Origin of the sequence: Aminipila luticellarii (assembly GCF_004103735.1) — a bacterium.
GTDB classification, from domain to species: domain Bacteria; phylum Bacillota; class Clostridia; order Peptostreptococcales; family Anaerovoracaceae; genus Aminipila; species Aminipila luticellarii.
Window position 1 is genome coordinate 1299622 of the sequence record NZ_CP035281.1, and the last position, 23760, is coordinate 1323381.

The following is a 23760-nucleotide window of genomic DNA, read 5'->3' on the forward strand; positions in this document are numbered from 1 at the left end:
ACCGGCATTTTCCAGTTCAAATAAAAATAAAGGGTACACAGAGCAAATAACAAGTTCGTTTTCTAAAAAGACGGAATCTGCTCTGTGTTATTTTTATGGTAAAATTTTTTAGCCGCTTAAAATCAGTCATATAAAGGCTTGCAGAAAAATCGACAAAATATTTGAGATTTTTGATGCTTTTTCTTATTGACTTTAAAAACTCAATAGGTATAATTTTATTGTGACGGTACTAGATATGGTACAGTCTGAACTAATTATACATAAATATGCAATAAATCTTGTAAACCTTAGATTTTATTGCTTTTGAAAAGATAACAGAAGGAGACGAAAATGGATGTAATACAATTTATTAAAAAACGTGACGGTCGTACAGTCGAATTTGACATAGACAAAATTGCTGACGCAATTTATAAGGCCGCACAGGTTTTAGGCGGGAATGATTATGAGATGGCAAGATACCTGGCAAAACAGGCAGAATTGTACCTGATTGAAATCAAACATACCGAAGCTCCGACTGTGGAAGAAATACAAGATGCTGTAGAAAAGATCCTAATAGAAAACGGACATGCCAGAACAGCAAAGGAATATATCCTTTATCGTGCAGAAAGAACCAGAATAAGGGAAATGAATACAAGGCTGATGAAGATCTACGAGGATCTGACCTTTAAAGAAGCTAAAGAAAATGATATTAAGCGGGAAAATGCCAATATTGACGGTGATACAGCTATGGGAACCATGCTGAAATACGGTTCCGAAGGAGCCAAGCAGTTTTATGAGATGTATGTGTTGAATCCGGTTCATTCCAAAGCTCATATAGAAGGCGATATACACATCCACGATTTAGATTTTCTGACCTTAACGACTACCTGCTGCCAGATTGATTTAATACGTCTTTTCAAAGGCGGATTCTCCACGGGACATGGTTTCTTAAGGGAGCCAAACGATATTCAGAGCTATGCGGCATTGGCCTGTATCGCTATTCAGTCCAATCAAAATGACCAGCACGGCGGACAGAGTATTCCGAACTTTGATTATGGAATGGCCGACGGCGTGCGAAAAACCTATAAGAAGTTATACTGGAGTAATCTGGGCAAGCTTATGAATATCCTTTACGATATTGACGAAGGTGTTGAACTGGCCAAACGTATCGGACAGGAAATCGAAGAAAAAGATCATGTATGTCCGACTATGGCAGATGACAATTCATACAAGGAAAAAGAGGCCGTGTTGCTGGCAGAAAAAATAAATGCAGAGGACGTGCCAAAACTTCAGGAACGGGCAAAAAAGTATGCGGATCAAGAAATAAAGCGGGCTACTTATCAGGCTATGGAGGCTTTTGTACACAATTTAAATACCATGCATTCCCGTGCGGGAGCGCAGATTCCGTTCAGCTCAATCAACTACGGAACGGATACAACTCCGGAAGGCCGTTTGGTCATTGAAAATATTTTGCTCTCTACGGAAGCAGGACTGGGAAACGGAGAGACTGCCATTTTCCCGATTCACATATTTAAGGTGAAAGAGGGCATCAACTATAATCCGGGAGAACCCAATTATGATTTATTTAAGCTGGCATGCAGAGTTTCCGCGAAAAGACTGTTCCCGAATTTTTCCTTTATTGACGCACCGTTTAATTTGCAATACTATAAGCCGGGTGATCCGGACACAGAGGTAGCCTATATGGGATGCCGTACAAGGGTAATCGGAAATGCTTATGATCCGACCAGAGAGGTCGTAGGCGGCCGGGGAAACTTAAGCTTTACCTCCATTAATCTGCCGAGACTGGCTATAAAAGCCAATGGAGATGTGGATCTTTTCTTTGAAGATCTGGAAAGAAAGCTGCAGCTGGTCATCGATCAGCTGATGGAAAGATATTATATTCAGGCGTCCAAGAAGGTAAAGAATTATCCGTTCTTAATGGGACAGGGCATCTGGCTGGATTCCGAAAAGCTGAAACCGAATGACAGTGTGGGAGAAGTTTTGAAACACGGAACGTTAACTGTCGGATTCATCGGACTGGCAGAATGCTTGAAGGCACTGATCGGAAGTCACCACGGAGAGACAACAGAGGCGCAGAATTTAGGCTTAAATATCATTGGCTATATGAGAAAGAGAATGGATGAAGAAACGAAGAAAACGGGATTTAACTATTCTCTCATTGCAACGCCGGCGGAAGGTCTGTCCGGACGCTTTGTAAGGATGGATAAAGAACGCTACGGTATTATTGAAGGCGTAACAGACCGGGAATATTACACAAATTCCTTCCACATTCCGGTGTATTATCCTATTTCCGCTTTTGACAAGATTAAGCTGGAGGCTCCTTATCACGCACTGACCAACGGAGGACATATCTCCTATGTGGAATTGGACGGGGATCCATGTAAGAATTTAGACGCGTTTGAAAAAGTGGTACGGTATATGAAAGAGAGCGGCATTGGGTACGGTTCCATCAATCATCCGGTAGACCGGGATCCGGTGTGCGGGTATACGGGCATTATTGACAACGAATGCCCTCTGTGCCACCGAAAAGAAGAGGACGGAGATACGGGATTTGAAAGAATACGAAGAATTACAGGCTATCTGGTAGGAACGGTAGACCGCTTTAATAACGCTAAGAGAGCGGAGGAAAAAGAAAGAGTGAAGCACGATGTGTCAGACGGAAAAATGGAAGCAGTCTAGTATTCGGATTGCAGGGATCGTCAGAGAGTCCATTGTGGATGGACCCGGCATCCGGTTTACCGTATTTTGTCAGGGCTGTCCCCATGGCTGCAAAGGCTGTCATAACCCGGAGACCCACGACTTTAAGGGGGGATATGATTGCTCTATTGAAAAACTTCTGCATGAAATCGACAAAGATCCACTGCTTTCAGGAGTTACTTTCAGCGGCGGAGAACCCATGTGCCAGCCGGAAGCCTTTTTAACGCTGGCTCGGGAGATTAAAAAAAGAGAGCTGAATATCGTTATATTCACCGGCTATACTTTAGAGGAATTGCAGTCTATGGCGGATGAAAATCCATCTATAGGGGAACTGCTTCTGTTTACGGACTATCTGATCGACGGCAGATTCGTACGGGAGGAAAGAGATCTGACTCTGCAGTTCAGGGGAAGCGGCAATCAAAGATATATCGATATGAATTTGACCAGAGAGGCGGGGCATATCGTGTCAGCCCAATAAAATAATTTACGAAATTTGTAAAAAAGTATTGTACAGAACAGGTAACGTGTGCTATAATAGCGTTTGTTCGAGTTTGCTCGAAGTATTGAAAAAATGCTTAATTGCTTAAGATATTTAAAGGAGGTGCGGCAAGATGTCAAGAAAGTGTGAAGTTTGTGGTAAGGGTCAGGTTTCTGGAAACAAGGTATCCCATTCTAACAGACATTCAAGAAGAAAGTGGAATGCTAACATTCAGACAGTAAGAATTAATGACAACGGAACTGTCAGAAGAGCTAACGTATGCACAAGATGCATCCGATCAAACAAAATAAACCGTGCCATCTAATCATGCGATATAAATTAGACCTGCTTGTGCAGGTCTTTTTTTATCGCATTATCTCAGCTGATAACCGCAATAGATCAAGAGCCCGCCAAGAAGCAATATCCAGGCTTTTATCGGAAGAAAAAAAGCACAGACGGATACAAGACCAAAAACGATCATAATAAAAGCCAGATTCTTAAAATCGTTCCGCTTACATTTATTCGGTTTTGCAGGCCTATTGCAGCCATATTGCTTGTTTCCCATTCTGTTACACCCCATATAGTATATGCAGGAAAAAAGAAAACCGTGTCAAGAAAATATCTCGGTTATTTGTTTTCATTGATATAGTAATGTGATAAAATATCAGTAAAAATTTACAGGGGGAATGAGATTTGCTGTATAAAGAGGAAACTGAAAACGGAAGCATTACCATAGGAAAGGCTGTGATCGCCAAAATCGTGGCGGAAACAGTCTCTCAATTTCATGGGAAGGTGCTGATTTCCAATTACAAAAACAAGGCGGTAACTTTTGCGGCGAAGATTGGCGTAACGGAAGATATCAACAATATGGATATCACCATGGGAGAAAAAGGACTGGATATAAAGCTGTATATTGTAGTTAAATTTGGGACAAGTATCGGTTTGGTGACGAATCGGCTGATCAATGATATTCATGATAAGGTGTATGAATATACGTCCATAGAGCCCAACAGTGTGGCCGTTGTGGTGACTGGTATGATTTCAAAAAATATTGCCAAGAGAAATATTGAAGTCAGGAGAGGGAATGAAGGATGAATGTAAAGGATCATGTTTCTTCTGTTAAAGGCATCGGGCCTAAAAAAGCAGAAGCTTTAAATCGAATGGGCATCCATACAATCCAAGACTTTTTGTATTTCTATCCCAGAGGGTATCAAGACAGAAGGCAGATCACGAAAATCGGAGAGCTGGAAAACGGCTCTCTTGCTTTAATTCAGGGAAAAATCAAATTAAAAGTCAAGGGTGGGTATGGGAAAAAACAGACCTTGAAGCTGCTGGTGTCCGATGACAGCGGCAGTGCGGAGATTGTATTTTTTAATGCTCGGTTCCTGATTCATAAATTTGAGATCGAAGAGGAATTTACTTTTTATGGCAGAGTAGCTATAGAATACGGAAAAACGAAAATGATTCATCCGGAATTTTTAAAAAAGGATGAAAAGGATGGGCGTGGAATTATCCCCATCTATCCATTGACTGCCGGCGTCTCTCAGTCTGATATGTATAAATGGCAAAACCTAGCCAATGGTCTGCTGAGCGATTTACAGGAATATTTGACAGAAGATATCGTTCAGCGAAATAAATTGTGCGATTTACAGTATGCGCTGGACAATATTCATTTTCCACCGGATAAAAACCATCTAAAGGCAGCAAAATATAGATTGGTGTTTGATGAATTGCTTTTTTTACAAATCGGGCTGCAATCTGTTAAAAATAGGATAACTGCAAAAGAAAAAGGAACTGCTTTTCATTCGGATGTAAAGATGGAAGAGTTTGTCACAGGGTTATCCTATTCACTGACCGGGGCGCAGAAAAAAGTTCTTGCTGAAATCAACGGGGATATGGAATCTGATAAGGTCATGAATCGGCTGGTGCAGGGTGATGTGGGATCCGGAAAAACGGTGGTCGCAGAAGCCGCCCTGTATAAGGCGGTAAAAAGTGGATTTCAGGGAGTTTTAATGGCACCGACGGAATTACTTGCCAGACAACATTTTGAAAGCCTTAGAGAGGAATTTGGCGGCTATGGCATAGAGGTGGGATTCCTTTCGGGGAGTATGTCTGCTAAAAATAAGAAAGAAACGCTGGAACGGCTGGCGAATGGAAATATTCAGGTCCTGGTGGGGACGCACGCACTCATTCAGCCCTCTGTCCTGTTTAAAAATTTAGGTCTTGTCATAACGGACGAACAGCATCGATTTGGCGTAAATCAGCGAAATTTATTGACGGAAAAGGGGAAAAATCCAGATGTATTAGTGATGACAGCCACTCCCATACCGCGAACACTGGCCGTTATTCTTTACGGGGATTTAGATATATCTGTCATAGATGAGCTTCCTCCGGGAAGGCAAAAAATTATTACGAACGCATTTAAGAAGGAAAAACGGGAGCAGGCTTATTCCTTTGTAAGACAGCAGATCCGGCAGGGAAGGCAGGCGTATGTAGTAGCACCGTTGATTGAGGAATCGGAGACCCTTGAAAATGTCATATCTGCAGAAGAGCTTTACAGGCAGTTAAGAAAAAGTTTTCCGGAGGTGAGGACGGCTCTTCTTCATGGAGAAATGAAACAGGCGGAGAAGGATGCCGTTATGGAAAAATTTTATACCGGGGAAATCGAGATGCTGGTTTCAACGGTTGTGATTGAAGTGGGCATTAATGTTCCCAATGCGACGATCATGGTGATAGAAAATGCAGAACGGTTTGGATTGGCTCAGCTGCATCAGCTCCGAGGACGAGTGGGAAGAGGAAAAGATCAGTCTTATTGTCTTTTGATCTCGGGAAGCGAATCTTCCGTATCGAAAGAACGAATAGAGATCATGGTTTCCACATCGGATGGGTTCGTGATTGCAGAAAAGGATTTGAAGCTCCGCGGCCCCGGTGAATTTTTCGGACTCAGACAGCATGGACTTCCCGACTTAAAGCTGGCAGATCTGGGCCGTCATATGGGTATTCTGAATCAGACAAAGGAAGAAGCAAAAAAAATTTTAGAGAGAGATCCCAAGCTTTTATCTGTTGAAATGGCGGGAATTAAGCAAAAAACTATAGAGCTGTTCGGCGAAAATGCAGTTTTAAGTATTTAATCCAAATGCAACCATGATATGAAATTATTACATCGAATATAAAAACCTCCTCGGGTTAAATTAATAACGTAAACAGCAGATGGATCATTGAAAAGGTTTTTCAAGAAAGACATCTGGCTGTAAATTTTCAAACGGCAAGGTGAAACATTCACAAAGCCGAGATGGAGGTAAAAAAATGACATTACAGGACAAGATGAATAAGAGTTATAAGCCAGCATTAAAGAACATGAAGACAGAAGTTGCTTCTGAACTGGGAATGGCTAACTATGACAGCATGGATAAGGGTAACCTTACAGCAAGACAGAACGGCTATGTAGGCGGATATATGACAAAGAAGCTGGTTGACATGGCTGAACAGCAGTTATCAGGAAAATAACTGTAAAACAACATTTCATTTAATAACATTTTGTTAGAAACGGAAAATATCTACTGAATATACAGTAGATATTTTCTGTTTTTGATGATAAAATAATGAGTTGTAGGTAGAAATCAAAGAACCTACAGGAAGAATTTTAAAACGAGCGAGGATAGATGTTTGCGGATAATAGCAGGTGATTTAAAGGGCAGAAGGCTGGCAAGCCCAAAAGATGAAAGAGTAAGGCCCACATCAGATAAAGTAAAGGAAGCAGTTTTCAGTATGATTTTCGATTCCTGTTATGACAAAACAGTGATCGATTTATTTGCAGGTACGGGAAATCTGGGAATCGAAGCGATCAGCCGTGGTGCCAGACATTGCTATTTTGGAGATAAGTCGAAGGAGAGCTTGGCTTTGATCAGAGAAAATGTGAATGCCTGCGGAGTTCAGGATAAATCCACCATTATCGCGGGTGATTATGAACTGGTACTCAAGCGTGTTCCTCAGAAGGCACAAGTTATTTTTTTAGATCCGCCGTATAGGGATGGACTGATGATTTCCTGCATGGAATTAATACGGGATTTGGACCTTCTGGCAGAAGGCGGTTACATCGTTGCGGAACATAGCTTTTTAGAAAAATTACCGGAGAACATTGGCTCATATCAGAGGATAAAGGAAAAAAGGTATGGCAAAATAGCAGTTTCAATTTATGGATAAATATGCTACAATGTTTGGTAACAAAAATGTTAGGGGCACATGGATGAAACAAAAGGCATTATATGCAGGATCTTTTGATCCGATTACAAATGGACATTTAGATTTAATAAACAGAGCGTCAAAGCTTTATGATAGTTTGGTAGTGGGAGTTATAGCCAATCCTTCTAAGAATCCGCTGTTCAGTGCGGAGGAACGGAAGATGCTCATCCGAGAAGCGACTTCACACCTTAAGAATGTGGAGATAGATGATTTTACAGGACTGCTTGCTTCCTATGTAAATGAACAGCAGTTTGATGTAGTGGTAAGAGGACTTCGGGCAGCCTCAGATTTTGAATCGGAGATACAGATGGCTCAAATGAATGCAAGACTGTATAATGAGAATGTGGAAACAGTTTTTCTGATGACCAGTCCGGAATTTTCCTTTTTAAGTTCAAGTATGGTCAAGGAAGTCTTTATGCTTCACGGAGAAATTGAAGGTTTAGTTCCTGATGTAGTATTGAGCTACATGATAGAAAAGTATAAATAATGTACTTTACAAGAGAAAAACACACAGGAGGATATTTCAATGAAAGTATTGGAATTATTAGATGAGATAGAAGAGATTGTTGATACGAGCACAAGCTTTCCATTAACGGGGAAAATCATGGTGGATGCGGAAGAAATTTTAGAAATCGTGAAAGAAATTCGAGTAGAACTTCCTGATGAAATTCAACAGGCGCAGTGGATCAAGGATGAACGCCAGAGAATTCTTGAAGAAGCCAAAAAAGAATATGAGACCGTTATTAATGATGCCAAAAGACAGGCAGAGGTTCTCACGGAAAATGATGATATTGTAGTAAAATCCAAGATGAGAGCGGATGAGATCATGCGCATTGCCGAAGAAAACTGCAAACAGCTTAAATTGAATACCTTTGATTACATAGACAGTATTTTATTTAATTTTCAGGACAAAATGGAGCAGTTGAACGCAACTCATTTTGCGGACATGTTCAATCAAATGGAAACCACCTTCCAAAATGTCAATGCAACTCTTGCCTCCAACCGAAATGAAATAAAGGATTTGGCCTATAAAACTCAGCTGGATAAGGAAGAGTAAAACGATTATATGAGCGTATAATATCCATGGTAAATTCATATTATTTATCATGGATATTATTAATTGGGCTGTAAAAGCATTAAAATTAAAATTCAGATATATCATAGCTGTATTTTCAGCTGGGGCTGCGTGTCTGGTCATGGTCATTTTCCCTGAAGTCACTTTACTTTCGGCACAAAAGGGAATCGCCATATGGGCGAACAATATTTTACCTGCCATGCTGCCGTTTTTTATTTGTGCTAATTTCATGAACGGGATCGGTGTGACCCGATATTTGAATCCCTCTTGCTTTGCCTTTTCGCTGAGCGTTTTATCAGGTTATCCCATGGGTGCGAAGATCATCGGAGATATGGGAAGGAGCGGGTATATACCAAGTGTGGAGTGCCGCAGGCTGATCAGCTTTTGCAGTACTTCCGGCCCTGCTTTTATAGTGGGTGCAGTGGGGGCTTCTATGATTGGAAGCAATACCAGCGGGAGTATCATCGCCATCGCTCATTTTGGCGGAGCCCTGCTGAACGGGCTTTTATTTTCCATGCTGGCAGATGTGTTCAGCAAGGACTATAGAACCTATAAATCAAAGAAATCTAAAAAAAGGCAGACTGTGGTGAAGACAGATTTCAACAATAATTATCTGGAGGCCTTTACCAATTCTATTATTACGTCTCTTAAATCTTTGGGAATTATTTTGGCTTATATCGTCATGTTCATGATGATAACGGATATGATTCAATTATTGGGGCTTTTGAAGGGAATAACCCATGTATACTATGTGGGAATGATTAAGGGGATTTTTGAAATGACTGTAGGGTGTTCCTCCATCAGCGGTACGATGGCCATTCCTCTGGCCTATAAAACCATTGGATGCAGTATTCTGATCTCTTTTGGGGGACTGTCCATCATAGGACAGTCCATGAGCATGCTGCAGGGAACAAAGGTCAGCTTTTCCTACTTACTGCTGGTGAAGATCTTCCACAGCATTTTTGCAGGGATTCTTGCACTGATATTGACGGAGCTTTTATTATAAACGGATGTTTATAGCTGCATATAAGGCTTATAGAGTCGATCAGAATGTTCATAAATATTCTGATTGGATAAAAGATTGTAAAAATCAGAGGCAATCAAATCATAACTTAGTAATAATTGGCAATGATTCAGAGCGTCGGCCTGTTTATTTATATTGGTAATCAATGGGAGTGTAGCTTTTTCCTCCTGTTTTAGGAGCTTAAGCAAATGGGCTCCTTTTTTATTGAAACCTAAAATATGGGCGTAGTATTGCTGCGTTTCCACGATCGTGTTAAAATCGGATTTTGTCAGGCCTATTAGAATGTGGGTCAGTAATCGGCTGATTCTGGTGGAGGTATAACGTTTGGATTTTAGGGAATTTTTCAGGTCACCCAGCGTGTCTGAAATTCGTATAGATGCTTTCAGTTTATTTTCAAGACCTTCCGTCACAGAAAAAATTTCTTTCAGACAGGAATTTTTTTCCGTTAATATTTTAGATGCTGCCAGCTTGAAATAAAGCTCTTCTGAATCCGAGGAAGGGGCTTTCGGCAACTCTTTTTGAAGTATGGCCAAGACTTCCGCAGGCACAGCGCTTTCCAGAAGCTGAGTATTCCAATCATTGGAATGCAGGGCTTTTCGTATGGCCGAGGCAGACGCGATGTTTCCCCGAAGTTCCTGGTCGTGATAATTGGAAGCATATCGTTTTACTGTAACGGGAATTATGTCACTATGTGTCAAATAAAGCTGCTTTAAGTATTCGATCGCCAGAATGTTGTTTGGCTGAAGCATATTTTCAGAGGCTTCTTCACCAAGACATTCTTTGACTGCTTCGGATCGAGCCTTGGGATAGGAGAAACCTTTGGATAAATTGGACTTGAGCTGATCTTTAAATTCTTCGGTTTCATGGGAAAGAAAGCAGGCCACTTCTTTTAAACGTTCCAGATCGCCGGATTCACTGCCAAAGGAAAGGTGGGTGACGCAGCGGAGCCTGTTTAATATTTCAATGGCACCTTTTGCAAAATATTCCGCATTGTTGCAGGCAAAAGCAAAGGGTAGCTCAATGACCAGGTCAATCCCGCACCGAACGGCCATTTCCGCTCTGGCCCATTTGGAAAGAACAGCGGCTTCGCCCCGCTGTGTAAAATTGCCGCTGATTATGGCAACGACAAAATCGGCCTCCGTCATAGCAGCCGATTGGTTCAGCTGATATAGATGGCCGTTATGAAATGGATTGTATTCTGCTATGATTCCTAAAACTTTCATAATGATATCCTATCACATCTGCGTGTAATTATAAATAAATTTCATTTGAGAAAGTTCATTTTAGGCAATACTATAATAAAAGCCTATTGTAGTATTATGTATATATATTGCAAAAACTGTTGAACATACTTGAAAAAACATGGAAATGAAGTATAATATTATGAGTGCTTTTGAAGCGCTGCAGAAATTTCAGCAGTTTTACCTGCCCGAAATTTTTCAGTTAATAATTTTAAAATTATATATATTACGGAGGAAGTAAGATGAAAGTATTAGTAATCAACTGTGGAAGTTCATCATTAAAATATCAGGTTCTTGATATGACAAATGAAGTTCTTTTATGCAAAGGTCTTGTAGAAAGAATCGGCATGGAAGGTGCAGTCATCACACACGAGAAAATCGGTATGGACAAGTTTAAGCTCGTAGTTCCTATGAAGGACCATAAAGAAGCGATTGGACATGTATTGGAAGCTGTACAGGATGAAAATCATGGTGTTGTGAAGTCCATGGATGAAATCGGAGCTGTTGGACACAGAGTCGTACACGCAGGTGAAAAATATGCTCACTCAGTACTGATCACAGAAGAGGTTCTAAAAGCCCTGGAAGAATGCGTGGAATTGGCTCCTCTTCACAATCCGCCTAATCTGGCAGGTATTGCAGCGTGTCAGGCATTAATGCCAAAGACGCCGATGGTAGCCGTATTCGATACAGCCTTTCATCAGACCATGCCTCCTGAATCATACATTTATGCGATTCCTTATGAATATTATCAGAAGCATGGAATCAGAAGATATGGTTTCCACGGAACAAGCCATAAATATGTAGCCGAAAGAGCAGCTGATATCATGAACTGTGCACTGGATGATTTGAAGATCATTACCTGCCATTTAGGAAACGGCGCATCTGTTTCCGCTATTAAGAGAGGCAAGTGTATCGATACTTCCATGGGCTTCACTCCGCTGGAGGGTCTGGTTATGGGTACTCGTTCGGGAGACATCGACCCTGCTATCGTTACGTATATCCGAGACAAAGAAAATTTAGAGGCCGGTGTTGCTAATGACATCTTAAATAAGAAATCCGGTGTTCTTGGAATTTCCGGTATATCCAGCGACTTTAGGGATATTGAAGAAGCGGCTGCGGAAGGAAATGAAAGAGCACAGCTTGCATTAAAGGTATTTGCTCATAAGGTACGATTCTATATCGGTGCTTATATTGCGGAAATGAACGGCGTGGATGCCATTGTATTTACTGCCGGCGTTGGTGAAAATGACATCGAGATGAGAGACATCATCTGTAACGATCTTGGAAATTTAGGCATCAAGCTTGACCTTGTTAAGAATAAGGTAAGAGGAAAAGAAACCATCATCAGCAGAGATGATTCCAGAGTAAAAATTATTCTGATCCCTACGAACGAAGAACTGATGATTGCCAGAGACACATATGATATTACAAAGAATTTAAAATAATTATTGACAGATGTGTCCGATAAAGGTATACTTTAGAAGTTGCATTTATCACAAAGTTGTTTGTGATGAGATAAATACAAAGAGACACGAGCAAAAGGAGGTGTAGAGAATGGCAGTTCCAAAGAGGAAAACATCTAAAGCAAGAAGAGACAAGAGAAGATCACCAAACATGAAGAAGGCATTACCTGGACTTTCAATTTGTCCTCAGTGCCACGAGCCAAAACTTCCACATAGAGTTTGCCCGAATTGCAATTATTACGACGGTAAGGAAGTTGTTGCTTCTGAAGCGTAGGAAAGTAAATAATTAAAACAAAACCTTAACACCGGATAGCTATCCGGTGTTATTTGTTATTACGCAGAAAATATTGCTTGTGACAGGACGTAATAAAAGGTGTATTAAATTGTATTATTGATCAGTCCATAATTTTTCAGTTCGTTTGCTATTTTGTACAATGTTTTGTTGTCCGGATCACACAGAGGCATTCGATATTCTTTTTCGATCAGGCCCATCATGTTCAAAGCAGCCTTTACCGGGATAGGGTTCACCTCTAGGAACAGCGAATCAATAAGGGATTTCATTCGGATCTGCATTTCCTTTGCTTTATTGAAATGACCTTGCAAATAGGCTGTGACCATTTCATGGGTATCCTTAGGAATGACGTTGGCAACGGTGGATATGGTTCCTGAACCGCCCATGGAGAGGACCGGAACAACCATGTCATCGTTTCCGGAATAAAGTGCAAAGTCCGGAGAAACATATCGGGCTATTTCCACCACCTGCGAAATGTCTCCGCTGGCTTCTTTGATTCCGGCGATGTTGGGATGGGTGCAAAGCTCCGAAACTGCGGCGGGACTTATATTAACTCCGGTACGGCTGGCCACAGAATAGAGGATACACGGAATGTTGACGGAATCGGCGATGGCTTTATAATGGCTGACCAACCCTTTTTGTGTGCATTTATTATAATAAGGTGTCACCAGTAATAATCCATCCGCACCGGCTTTTTCAAGCTGCTGCGACATCCAAATGGCATGCTTGGTGTCATTGCTTCCTGCGCCTCCAAGGACAGGTACTCTGCCATGAGTATGCTCCACTGTAAAACGAACCATTTCAATATGCTCTTCGTCGCTTAAGGTGGAAGCTTCTCCAGTCGTTCCGCAGCTGACAATTCCGTCGATTCCCTCAGCGATCTGCCAGTCGATCAGCTTTTCCAATGTGTCAAAGGCTATGTTTCCTTCTTTAAAAGGGGTTACAAGTGCTACGGCAGCACCTGTGAAAAGTGCCATATACGAATCATCCTTTCATTTAACCTTTATAAAATATACTCTTACTTCTTTAATATATTCAATGGCAATCTAAAAGTTTTTAAATAGAATAAAAAATAAAGATAATATCTAAAATATATTGAATGCAAGAAAATTTGTGGTAAAATAATAAATTAACAACAAAAAATAGTGATATTACAATAAAAAATAATGGGTGTAGAAGATATAGGAGAGTAAAAATGGAAAAGAAATTAAAAGTAGGCATTCTTGGCGGAACAGGGATGGTGGGACAGCGTTTTATTTCTCTGCTGGAAAATCATCCGTGGTTTGAGGTAGTGACTATAGCTGCCAGTGAAAGAAGTGCGGGTCAAACCTATGAAAGTGCGGTAAGCGGCAGATGGAAGATGACGACACCGATTCCGGAGGCAGTAAAAAAACTGGTGGTGATGAATGTCAATGAAGTGGAGAGGGTGGCAGCTACGGTAGATTTTGTTTTCAGCGCTGTGGATATGACTAAAGAAGAAATCAAGGCGATCGAAGAAGCGTATGCGAAAACGGAGACACCGGTGGTTTCCAATAACAGCGCCCACCGCTGGACGCCGGATGTTCCTATGGTCATTCCGGAAATTAATCCGGAGCATTTTGATGTGATCGAACATCAGAAAAAACGGCTGGGAACCACAAGGGGATTTATTGCGGTAAAACCGAATTGCTCTATTCAGAGTTACGTTCCGGCACTTACCGCCTGGATGGAATTTGAGCCGTATGAGGTAGTGGTCACTACTTATCAGGCAATTTCCGGAGCGGGAAAAACGTTTAAGGATTGGCCTGAAATGGTAGAAAATATTATTCCTTATATCGGAGGAGAGGAAGAAAAGAGTGAACAGGAACCTCTTCGAGTTTGGGGAAGAGTAAAGGACGGCGTGATTGAAAAGGCAGCGGAACCGGTCATTACCTGTCAGTGCATCCGAGTTCCTGTGTTGAATGGGCATACGGCAGCAGTCTTTGTCAAGTTTAGAAAGAAACCGACCAAAGAGCAGCTGATCGAAAAGCTGAAAGCTTTCAAGGGCCTTCCTCAGGAGCTGAAGCTTCCGAGTGCTCCCAAACAATTTATCCAGTATATGGAGGAGGATAACAGGCCTCAAGTCAAAGCAGATGTAGATTATGAAAAAGGTATGGGAATTTCCATCGGGCGTATCCGTGAAGACAGTCTATATGACTTTAAATTTGTGGGTCTGTCCCACAATACCGTTCGCGGAGCCGCAGGAGGTGCGGTTCTCTGTGCGGAAAGCCTGGCTGCAAAGGGATATATCGCAGGTAAATAGTAAAGGAATTGGCATATTCTGAGAGGGTTTTCTTTGAAAATCCTCTTTTATTATGGTACAATATAAATTGAATTTTTATGAGTTAAAGGATATAAAACGAAAAATATTACGTTAGCGAGGTATTATAATAGGATGGCAGAAGAGAAAAGAAAGCCTGGAAGACCTCCCGGGTCTAAAAATAAAACGTCTGGGACGAAAAAAAGTACGAAGAAGAGTACACCTAAAAAAGAGGAACAGACCAAAAATATAACAGGTAGCAGAGTGAAGGACGAGATTTGGGCTATAATAATTATTGCTATAGGTGTTTTTTTTGCAATATCTATTCAAACAAAAGCAGCGGGCGAGTTCGGTGCGGTCATACGAAAATTTTTTCTGGGCTGCTTCGGCGAGATTGCGGTTATTTTACCATATTATCTGATTTTATACGGCCTTTTGCTTCTTTTTAAGAAGACAAGACATATCAATAAACGATCCGTGATTTTATTGCTGATTACTTTCTTGATGTTTTCGCTTATTTTCAGCGGAAGATATGTAGGAACAGCAAAGCTTTCTTTCGGTTATATTGATTTGTTAGGCTGGTTTAAGGCAGGGGTACAGATGACAAACGGCGGTGCGGTAGGAATGCTTTTGGCTTCTATCGTTGTGGTTGCCGTAGGTACCACCGGTCTTTATATTTTTGCCACCCTTGTGATTCTTGTTTGTATGATGCTGATTATCAATACACCGATTTCTCAGTTCATTGATGACTATAAGCTCAAGAAACAGATCAAAAGGGAGATGGCAGAGCAGGCGGCTTCGGAAGAAGCCGAAGCCATGGCGGAGCGGCAGAAACAGCTTGAGCTTGATTTAAAGAAAAACTATGTGCCGGCAGCTCAGACAGAAGTTCCATCCGTGGTGAATCAGGCAAAGTCCAGTGAAAAGAAAAAAAATATTTTGGATTATATGAAAGACGATAAACTGTTTAAGAAAAATAAGGAACAGGAAGCCTCAGCAGAGAGTCCTGTCCCGGCAGAGCCAGAGGTCAAAATCAGTTATGGATTGGAAGAATCTGTTTCTGTACCGGCCGGATTCGGACTTTCTGACGAGATCGGCTTTTCCGCAGCTGCTCCGGCAGCTGATTTGCCGAAAAAAACTTCAGATACATCAAGGCTGCCTATTAAGGAATACAATCAGCCGACAGCAGAAAGACATCAGGAAAATGCCGCGGAACCGGAAAAAGATCAGACACATTTTTCGTCAGAACCCTTAAACAAGACGGAAGCGGAAAGCGGACAGCAGATGCAGATGAAGCTGAGCAAACAGGAAGCTGCCAGTGCAAAGCTGGATCCATCTGAGCTAAATTTAAATAAGCCAAACGAAGCAATGGCTCATTACCAATTCCCGCCTATCGAACTTTTAAAGAAAAATACGCAAAACAAAAATGATGCAGCGTTGACCAGCAATTTAAAGGCAAAAGCGGCAAAGCTTGAAAAAACATTACAGGATTTTAAAGTGGATGCAAAGGTGGTACAGGTTACTCAGGGACCGGCCGTCACCCGATATGAAATTCATCCCAATACCGGCGTCAAGGTCAGCAGCATTGTACGGCTGGCAGATGATATTGCACTTAATTTAGAAGCGAAGAGCATACGAATAGAAGCACCTATTCCCGGAAAAGCCGCTGTAGGAATCGAAGTAGAAAATGAGAAGATCAATATGGTTACGGTTCGTGAAATTATTGATTCCAAAGAGTTCAGTGAATCTGCTTCGAAGATTACTTTTGCGGTAGGAAAGGACATAGCGGGAAAGGCCATTGTGGCAGATTTAAAGACTATGCCGCATTTGCTCATAGCCGGTTCTACCGGTTCCGGAAAAAGTGTGTGCATCAACAGTATTATCGTAAGCATTTTATATAAAGCAAAACCGGATGAAGTAAAATTTGTGCTGATCGACCCAAAAGTGGTGGAGCTTGGAAACTATAACGGCATACCGCATATGCTGATTCCGGTAGTGACGGAACCGAGCAAGGCGGCTGCGGCTCTGAACTGGGCCGTGGCAGAGATGACGGATCGTTATAAAAAATTCGCAGAGGAAGGTGTCCGGGATTTAGCGGGTTTCAATGACCAGGTGAAAGAAAAAGGCGAAACCGACAGGGTCATGCCTCAGATCGTCATTATTATCGACGAATTGGCAGATTTAATGATGGCGGCACCCTCTCAGGTGGAAGAATCGATCTGCCGGCTGGCTCAGATGGCCAGAGCAGCAGGGATGCATCTGATCGTTGCCACTCAAAGACCGTCTGTGGACATTATTACAGGAGTCATCAAAGCAAATATTCCGTCCAGAATCGCTTTTGCTGTATCCTCTCAATTCGATTCCCGAACGATTTTGGATATGGCAGGTGCCGAGAAGCTGGTGGGGAAGGGCGATATGCTGTTCAACCCACTGGGAGCCGGAAAGCCGGTTCGAGTACAGGGAAACTTTATTTCAGACTCCGAAGTACATAACGTGATAGAGCATTTAAAGAGCCAGTGCATCGAAACGGAGTATGCCAATGATGTGATATCCAGCATTGAAAAGTCCAATACGTCGGAGGTGTCAGACGATGGCGATGAACTGCTGGCGGAGGCTATTGAAACGGTAGTCCGTGCAGAGCAGGCTTCGGTATCCATGCTTCAAAGAAGATTTCGTATCGGTTATAACAGGGCGGCACGAATTGTAGACATGATGGAAGCCAGAGGTATCATCGGGCCTGCTGACGGCAGCAGACCAAGGCAGGTACTGATGACGTTAGATGAACTGACGAGTATGAAGTCGGAAGGAGAAGCTGTGCTGGAGGCCGAAGGAGCGGCGGAGGAAATTTTATAAACCGCAGACTGCAAAAATAAGAGATAAAAGGAAAAGAGTGAATGAATATTTATTTTGAAACATTAGGTTGCCCTAAAAATGTCAATGATTCTGAAATGGCAGCAGGAATACTGGAAGAAAGAGGACATTGCATCGTAGATAATCCGATTGACAGTGATGCTATTATAGTCAACACATGCGGATTTATCAATGATGCGAAAAAAGAATCCATTAATAAGATCTTGGAAATGGCAGACTTGAAAGAAGAAGAAAGCAGAAAGCGTCTGCTCATTGTATCCGGCTGTCTGTCCAAGCGATATGGAGACGAGCTGTTTAAAGAAATGCCGGAGGTCGATATTTTTATAGGGGTCAACGAATATCAGGAGCTGCCTGATATTTTGGAAAAGCATCAGGCGGAACGAGAACTGTACATTTATGACTCCAATCAGAAATTTCAGGAGGTACAGAACAGAAAGCTGGCGGAAAATCCCTATACGGCGACAATAAAAATTGCCGAGGGCTGCGATAATGTATGCGCATACTGCATCATTCCTCATATTCGGGGACGTTACAGGAGCCGAAAGGAAGAAGACATCCTGCGGGAAGCCGAAATGCTGGCACAAAAGGGATGCAGGGAACTGATACTGATCGCTCAGGATGTAACTGCTTACGGAATTGATCTGTATGGGGAGTTCAGATTGGCCGCTCTGGTTAAAAAGCTGTGCAGAATCGACGGATTGCAATGGATCAGGCTGATGTATTGCTATGAAGACCGGATTACCGATGAGCTGATTCAGGTCATGGCAACGGAGGAGAAGGTCTGTCATTACATTGACATACCTATTCAGCACAGCAGCGATAAAATTCTTCAGCTGATGAACAGACGGTCTACCCATGAAAGCATTGTAAATAAAATTCAAAAGCTCAGAAATGCCATGCCGGATATTCACATACGAACCACGTTGATCACCGGATTTCCGGGGGAAACTCAAACAGAGTTCGATGAACTGTATGAATTTGTAGAAACCACAAAATTTGAACGGCTTGGTGTATTTGCCTATTCCAAAGAAGAGGGTACACCGGCAGCGGATATGAAAGGTCAGGTCCGTTCCGATGTGAAGGAGAAACGCAAGGATGCCGTCATGAGACTTCAACTGGAGATTTCTCTGGCTTCCAATCAGAAAAAAATTGGACAGGTTCTGCAGGTACTTGTAGAAGAGCAGGATGAGGAAGGCGCTTACATTGGACGATCTCAGTATGATGCTCCCGAAATTGACAACTCAGTGATATTCAATTCCGATAAAGTTTTAAAACCCGGAGACATGGTGCAGGTTCAGATAACAGATGCATTTGATTATGATTTAGTAGGAGTGGAGGTATAGAGATGAATTTACCTAATAAATTAACCGTGGGAAGAATCATTGCGGTTCCATTTTTTGTTGTGTTATATATGATGGGGTATAATCTGATCGCTTTTATTCTCTTTATTGCAGCGTCATTGACAGATATGCTGGATGGGAAGATTGCAAGAAAGCATAATCTGGTTACAAACTTTGGAAAAATCATGGATCCTCTCGCCGACAAGATCTTAGTCTACTCCGCTTTTTGCCTGATGGTAGACAAGGGGCTGGTACCGGGCTGGATGCTGATCATCATATTGGCAAGAGAATTTGCCATAGCGGGTATGAGAACGGTAGTTGCTTCCGAAGGACTGGTTATAGCCGCCGGAATGAGCGGGAAGATCAAAACCGTATTGCAGATGATCGCAGTACCTCTTCTGCTTCTTGTAGATGTTCCGATGTCCTATTCCGTAATGTCTGTGATTGCTATGCTTGCCAATGGGTTTTTATGGGCATCTCTAATTATGACGGTGTATTCCGGAACAGAATACATCCTTAAAAATAAATCCGTATTTTCCATGTAATACAAAAGAAGGGTTTGACAATGAGTAAAAAGACCGAAAAGAATACCGCTGTTTTGAATAAAAATTTACCGATGCTTGTAGGGAAAAGGCTGATAGAACAGAACCTTTCCATTTCCTGTGCAGAATCTTGTACCGGCGGAATGTTTTCTCAGACCTTAACAGATATTCCCGGCATTTCTGCCGTTTTTGACAGAGGGATTGTTACGTACAGCAATCAGGCGAAAATGGAAGAATTGGGAGTGCAAAAGGAAACCTTGGAGAAATATGGTGCGGTCAGTGAACAGACGGCGGTGGAAATGGCGGTGGGAATACAGAAAAAGGCGGCAACCAGAATCGGCGTATCGGTCACCGGTGTGGCGGGCCCCGGCGGCGGAACAGCAGAAAAGCCGGTAGGTCTGGTATACGTCTGTGCCGTGTTCGACGGGCAGAAAATGTGCAGGGAATTAAGGCTGCATGGAGATAGAAGCGCCAATAGAAATGAATCCATGCTGAACATGTTCGACATGATCGGAGAGCTGATCCAATGAACTTGCCAGTATAAGCGGAAGTGGCGAAGCCGTTTTGAATAAACTTCGGACCGATACCTGAAAAGTATCCGAAAAAAGGTTGACTCAAACAAAAATGTATATTAATATATAAACATCCAATATTTTACAATTGATAATATTTCATTATTTGATTTTTTATTCTATAATGAAATCAAAAAAAGTATTGACCAAATGACAAGGGTGGGGTATCATTAATAAAGAACAAATGTTCACTACGGTTAGGAGGAAAATCAATGGCAGCTAATAATGCTAATACTAAAGAAGTTAATAGATGTACAAATGACAGTGAAAAAGAAAAAGCTTTAAAAGAGGCTATGGCTCATATTCAAAAACAGTTTGGACAGGGAGCTATCATGAAACTGGGAGATGATTCGGCAAGAATGAATATTGAATCGATTTCTACAGGGTCAGCAAGCCTTGACATTGCTACCGGTATAGGCGGTATTCCACGGGGAAGGATTATTGAAATTTACGGTCCTGAATCTTCTGGTAAAACAACGCTTACCCTTCATGTCATTGCAGAAGCGCAGAAGGCCGGAGGCAAGGCTGCATTTATTGACGCAGAGCACGCCCTCGATCCCGAATATGCGAAAAATCTGGGAGTCGACGTCGATGAACTGTTGGTATCTCAGCCTGACACCGGTGAACAGGCTTTGGAAATATGTGAAATGCTGGTTCGAAGCGGCGCTTTGGATGTGGTAGTAGTAGACTCGGTGGCAGCCCTGGTCCCCAGAGCGGAGATTCAGGGGGAGATGGGAGACAGCCACGTAGGTCTGCAGGCAAGACTGATGTCTCAGGCGCTTAGAAAGCTTACCGGAAGTATCAACCGGTCTAATACCGCCGTGGTTTTTATAAATCAACTTCGTGAGAAGGTCGGAGTCATGTTTGGAAATCCTGAAACCACTACAGGAGGACGAGCTCTTAAGTTTTATTCGACCATGCGTTTTGATGTAAGAAAGATTGAAAGCATAAAGGTGGGGGATGCGGTTCTGGGGAACCGAACCAGAGTAAAGATTGTCAAGAACAAGGTGGCACCGCCGTTTAAGCAGGCCGAATTTGATATTATGTACGGAACCGGCATTTCCAGAGAGGGCGATGTACTGGATTGTGCTGTGGAAGCGAAAATCGTAGAAAAGGCGGGCTCCTGGTATAGCTTTGACGGAAACCGTATCGGTCAGGGAAGAGAAAACGTAAAGAAATATCTGCTGGAAAACCCAGAGATCCTGAACAAGATAGAAGCCCTGCTGAAAGAAAATTTGAAGCCTCAAAGTCCTCAGGAAGCGGCAGACGACGGGATGCAGGTGGATGAAGACGGTGTCGTAATTGAATAAGATCTGTCCAAATAAATCGGATGTTTACATAAAAAACATTTGACACGGTATGTCCGATATGGTATTATACTTTATTGTAAGCCGCTCAGAATGGGTTTTTATAAAAGCAGCATTTTAGGTTGCTACCCTTAGATGGCGAGACTGGATAGAGGAGGTAAGAAACAATATGTACGCAGTAATTGAAACAGGCGGAAAGCAGTATAGAGTGCAGGAAGGCGATGTAATCACAGTTGAAAAGCTAGATGTTGAAGCTGGAGAAAAGATTACATTTGATAAAGTACTTTTATTAAGTGACGGAGAAACCATTAAAGTTGGAGCTCCTTACGTAGAAAGCTGCAATGTAGCCGGAACTGTAGTGGAACACGGTAAAGGACAGAAGGTCATCATCTTCAAGTATAAGTCCAAAAAAGACTACAGAAAGAAGCAGGGACACAGACAGCCTTACACAATGATTAAGATCGAAAAGGTTTCTGCTAGAAAAGCAAGAAAGACTAAAGCGGCAGTTGAAGCTGAAGAAGCAGCTGAATAGTGGTCTTTATAATCATTGGTAAGTTCGCTTATCATAATAGCTAAGAAATTAGCAAGACAGCACAGGAAAAAAGGAGGTGTAGTCTTATGGCAAGTAAGAAGGGAGTAGGTAGCTCCAAGAACGGTCGTGACAGTGAATCGAAACGTTTAGGCGTTAAAAGAGGCGACGGTCAGTATGTAAGTGCTGGCAGTATCCTGGTTAGACAGAGAGGAACAAAGTTTCATCCTGGCAATAACGTAGGCATTGGCGGAGACGATACTTTATTTGCTAAGATTGACGGAGCTGTAAAGTTCGAACGATATGACAAAACAAGAAAGCAAGTAAGCGTTTATCCTAAAGAAGCTTAATTTGATTGTAAAGCCCCTATTTTTTATAGGGGCTTTTTTAAAATAATGGGTGAAGAAATTTCTGTAAGAAGGAAGGAGAGGCTCAAATATGTTTGTTGATAGAGCCAAAATAACAATTAAATCAGGTAAAGGTGGGAATGGTGCGGTAACGTTCAGAAGAGAACCATTCGTTCCGGAAGGCGGCCCAGATGGTGGTGACGGCGGTAAAGGCGGAGACGTGATCTTTATGGCCGATGCAAGCCTTAGAACTCTTATGGATTTTAGATACAAAAGAAAATATGAAGCTGAAAATGGACAGGACGGTATGAAAAAGAAAAGGTTCGGAAAAAAAGGGGAAGACCTGATCATTAAAGTACCGCCGGGAACTGTAGTAATAGATGAAGAAACCGGATTGGTCATGAAAGATCTTGTAAAATCAGGAGATCATTTTGTAGCCACAAGAGGAGGAAAGGGCGGAAAAGGAAATGTGAACTTTAAAAATTCCGTGCGTCAGGCTCCTAATTTTGCGGAAGCCGGCGGATTTTCCAAGGAACGAAATGTCATTTTAGAATTAAAACTAATTGCAGATGTGGGATTGATCGGATTTCCAAATGTAGGTAAGTCCACGATATTATCCGTATCCACCAATTCAAATCCGAAGATTGCAAACTATCATTTTACAACGATTACTCCCAATTTAGGGGTGGTTTCCATTTTTGGAGACGGATTTGTTATGGCAGATATTGCCGGGATTATTGAAGGTGCGCATGAGGGAGCCGGCTTAGGGCATGAATTTCTAAAACACATTGAAAGAACAAAGGTTCTGATTCATGTGGTAGATGTATCCGGTTCTGAGGGAAGAGACCCCATCGAAGACTTTGATAAGATCAACAATGAACTCAGACTCTATGATGAAAAACTGGCTTTAAAACCGCAAATTGTTGCGGCAAACAAAATGGATATGGTAGATGAGGAGGATCCCGGATATCTTGCCTTTAAGGAATATGTGGAATCTAAGGGCATCAAGGTTTTCCCGGTTTCCGCACCGATCCATGTGGGAATCCATGAGCTGTTAGCGGAAGCGGCTGCTATGCTGGACAAGTTGGCTTTGGAACAGCCGGAAGAAGAAGAATACGAATTCTTTGACTTTGAAAAAGACGATGTGGAAGAGGATTTTAAAGAGGTGTATACATCAGTTGCCGATGATGGGGCGTATGAGGTTACCGGAAAACAGCTGAGAAAAATCTTTGATTCCACGAATTTCAATGACAGCGGTTCTTTAAGATATCTATATAAATATCTGGAAAAGAAAGGTGCTTTGGAGCAATTAAAGGAAATGGGTCTCGAAGAAGGGGATACTGTTCGGATCTTTGATTATGAATTTGAATATTTTGAAGAATATTAGGGGATTAACAGGCAGTTCCGTGGGGACTGCCTGTTAATTTAATATGCAGTTCGGACAAAATGATTGCTATTGGCATTA

At 42.0% G+C, this 23760-nt stretch carries 24 protein-coding genes; 21 read left to right on the top strand and 3 right to left on the bottom strand.

The genetic code is table 11. The annotated features are described in order from the left end of the window. Positions 1 to 330: 330 nt before the first annotated feature. The 3 genes from EQM06_RS05900 (at position 331) to rpmB (ending at position 3500) form a co-directional block, all read left to right on the top strand. Complete coding sequence (locus tag EQM06_RS05900) at positions 331 to 2679, top strand: anaerobic ribonucleoside triphosphate reductase (protein ID WP_128745450.1); 2349 nt, start codon at positions 331 to 333, stop codon at positions 2677 to 2679. Next, on the top strand, positions 2648 to 3175 hold the full coding sequence (nrdG, locus tag EQM06_RS05905) for an anaerobic ribonucleoside-triphosphate reductase activating protein (protein WP_128745451.1): 528 nt from the start codon (positions 2648 to 2650) through the stop codon (positions 3173 to 3175). The genes EQM06_RS05900 and nrdG overlap by 32 nt, the downstream gene beginning before the upstream one ends. Before the next feature lie 133 nt (positions 3176 to 3308). Further along, on the top strand, positions 3309 to 3500 hold the full coding sequence (rpmB, locus tag EQM06_RS05910) for a 50S ribosomal protein L28 (RefSeq protein WP_128745452.1): 192 nt from the start codon (positions 3309 to 3311) through the stop codon (positions 3498 to 3500). Between the two features lie 48 nt (positions 3501 to 3548). Here the strand turns inward: rpmB and EQM06_RS05915 are convergent, their stop codons facing one another. Continuing rightward, complete coding sequence (locus tag EQM06_RS05915; protein WP_128745453.1) at positions 3549 to 3740, bottom strand: hypothetical protein; 192 nt, start codon at positions 3738 to 3740, stop codon at positions 3549 to 3551. A gap of 128 nt (positions 3741 to 3868) precedes the next feature. Here EQM06_RS05915 and EQM06_RS05920 point away from each other — a divergent pair, with 128 nt between their 5' ends. The 7 genes from EQM06_RS05920 (at position 3869) to EQM06_RS05950 (ending at position 9498) form a co-directional block, all read left to right on the top strand. Further along, positions 3869 to 4270 (top strand): Asp23/Gls24 family envelope stress response protein, encoded by a 402-nt coding sequence (locus EQM06_RS05920; RefSeq protein WP_128745454.1) that lies wholly within the window; start codon positions 3869 to 3871, stop codon positions 4268 to 4270. Continuing rightward, positions 4267 to 6306 (top strand): ATP-dependent DNA helicase RecG, encoded by a 2040-nt coding sequence (recG, locus tag EQM06_RS05925; RefSeq protein WP_128745455.1) that lies wholly within the window; start codon positions 4267 to 4269, stop codon positions 6304 to 6306. Before EQM06_RS05920 ends, recG begins: the two co-directional genes overlap by 4 nt. Positions 6307 to 6481: 175 nt before the next feature. Continuing rightward, positions 6482 to 6682, top strand: coding sequence for an alpha/beta-type small acid-soluble spore protein (locus tag EQM06_RS05930; RefSeq protein ID WP_128745456.1), 201 nt, complete (start codon positions 6482 to 6484; stop codon positions 6680 to 6682). Positions 6683 to 6841: 159 nt separating this feature from the next. Then, positions 6842 to 7378: a 16S rRNA (guanine(966)-N(2))-methyltransferase RsmD gene (gene rsmD / locus EQM06_RS05935; protein ID WP_128745457.1), complete on the top strand. Its 537-nt coding sequence runs from the start codon at positions 6842 to 6844 to the stop codon at positions 7376 to 7378. Between the two features lie 43 nt (positions 7379 to 7421). Then, a complete protein-coding gene (gene coaD, locus EQM06_RS05940; protein ID WP_128745458.1) occupies positions 7422 to 7904 on the top strand; it encodes a pantetheine-phosphate adenylyltransferase in 483 nt (160 codons plus the stop codon). Between the two features lie 39 nt (positions 7905 to 7943). Then, positions 7944 to 8474, top strand: coding sequence for an ATPase (locus EQM06_RS05945; protein ID WP_128745459.1), 531 nt, complete (start codon positions 7944 to 7946; stop codon positions 8472 to 8474). 49 nt (positions 8475 to 8523) lie between these two features. Beyond that, entirely contained in the window at positions 8524 to 9498 is a 975-nt protein-coding gene (locus EQM06_RS05950; RefSeq protein ID WP_128745460.1) for a hypothetical protein, read from the top strand. An 8-nt stretch (positions 9499 to 9506) separates the two neighbouring features. Here EQM06_RS05950 and EQM06_RS05955 read toward each other — a convergent pair whose 3' ends face one another. Then, positions 9507 to 10739, bottom strand: a complete 1233-nt coding sequence (locus EQM06_RS05955) for a nucleotidyltransferase (RefSeq protein WP_128745461.1) — start codon at positions 10737 to 10739, stop codon at positions 9507 to 9509. Between the two features lie 260 nt (positions 10740 to 10999). Between EQM06_RS05955 and EQM06_RS05960 the strand changes: the two genes are divergently transcribed. Continuing rightward, positions 11000 to 12202, top strand: a complete 1203-nt coding sequence (locus EQM06_RS05960) for an acetate/propionate family kinase (RefSeq protein WP_128745462.1) — start codon at positions 11000 to 11002, stop codon at positions 12200 to 12202. A 109-nt stretch (positions 12203 to 12311) separates the two neighbouring features. Continuing rightward, entirely contained in the window at positions 12312 to 12494 is a 183-nt protein-coding gene (gene rpmF, locus EQM06_RS05965; protein WP_128745463.1) for a 50S ribosomal protein L32, read from the top strand. Between the two features lie 104 nt (positions 12495 to 12598). Here rpmF and dapA read toward each other — a convergent pair whose 3' ends face one another. Continuing rightward, a complete protein-coding gene (dapA, locus tag EQM06_RS05970) occupies positions 12599 to 13489 on the bottom strand; it encodes a 4-hydroxy-tetrahydrodipicolinate synthase (protein ID WP_128745464.1) in 891 nt (296 codons plus the stop codon). 218 nt (positions 13490 to 13707) lie between these two features. Between dapA and asd the strand changes: the two genes are divergently transcribed. The 9 genes from asd (at position 13708) to obgE (ending at position 23682) form a co-directional block, all read left to right on the top strand. Further along, positions 13708 to 14793, top strand: coding sequence for an aspartate-semialdehyde dehydrogenase (asd, locus tag EQM06_RS05975; protein ID WP_128745465.1), 1086 nt, complete (start codon positions 13708 to 13710; stop codon positions 14791 to 14793). Between the two features lie 132 nt (positions 14794 to 14925). Then, positions 14926 to 17640: a DNA translocase FtsK gene (locus EQM06_RS13355; protein ID WP_330548374.1), complete on the top strand. Its 2715-nt coding sequence runs from the start codon at positions 14926 to 14928 to the stop codon at positions 17638 to 17640. A 41-nt stretch (positions 17641 to 17681) separates the two neighbouring features. Further along, positions 17682 to 19001 carry a 30S ribosomal protein S12 methylthiotransferase RimO gene (gene rimO / locus EQM06_RS05985; protein ID WP_128745466.1) on the top strand — a complete coding sequence of 440 codons (1320 nt, stop codon included), beginning with the start codon at positions 17682 to 17684 and terminating at the stop codon, positions 18999 to 19001. A gap of 2 nt (positions 19002 to 19003) precedes the next feature. Beyond that, positions 19004 to 19543, top strand: coding sequence for a CDP-diacylglycerol--glycerol-3-phosphate 3-phosphatidyltransferase (pgsA, locus tag EQM06_RS05990; RefSeq protein WP_128745467.1), 540 nt, complete (start codon positions 19004 to 19006; stop codon positions 19541 to 19543). A 20-nt stretch (positions 19544 to 19563) separates the two neighbouring features. Then, entirely contained in the window at positions 19564 to 20070 is a 507-nt protein-coding gene (locus EQM06_RS05995) for a CinA family protein (protein WP_128745468.1), read from the top strand. A 254-nt stretch (positions 20071 to 20324) separates the two neighbouring features. Next, on the top strand, positions 20325 to 21422 hold the full coding sequence (gene recA, locus EQM06_RS06000) for a recombinase RecA (protein WP_128745469.1): 1098 nt from the start codon (positions 20325 to 20327) through the stop codon (positions 21420 to 21422). A 166-nt stretch (positions 21423 to 21588) separates the two neighbouring features. Continuing rightward, positions 21589 to 21951, top strand: coding sequence for a 50S ribosomal protein L21 (gene rplU, locus EQM06_RS06005; protein WP_128745470.1), 363 nt, complete (start codon positions 21589 to 21591; stop codon positions 21949 to 21951). Between the two features lie 86 nt (positions 21952 to 22037). Next, entirely contained in the window at positions 22038 to 22298 is a 261-nt protein-coding gene (gene rpmA / locus EQM06_RS06010; RefSeq protein ID WP_128745471.1) for a 50S ribosomal protein L27, read from the top strand. 88 nt (positions 22299 to 22386) lie between these two features. Next, on the top strand, positions 22387 to 23682 hold the full coding sequence (obgE, locus tag EQM06_RS06015) for a GTPase ObgE (RefSeq protein ID WP_128745472.1): 1296 nt from the start codon (positions 22387 to 22389) through the stop codon (positions 23680 to 23682). Positions 23683 to 23760: the final 78 nt, after the last annotated feature.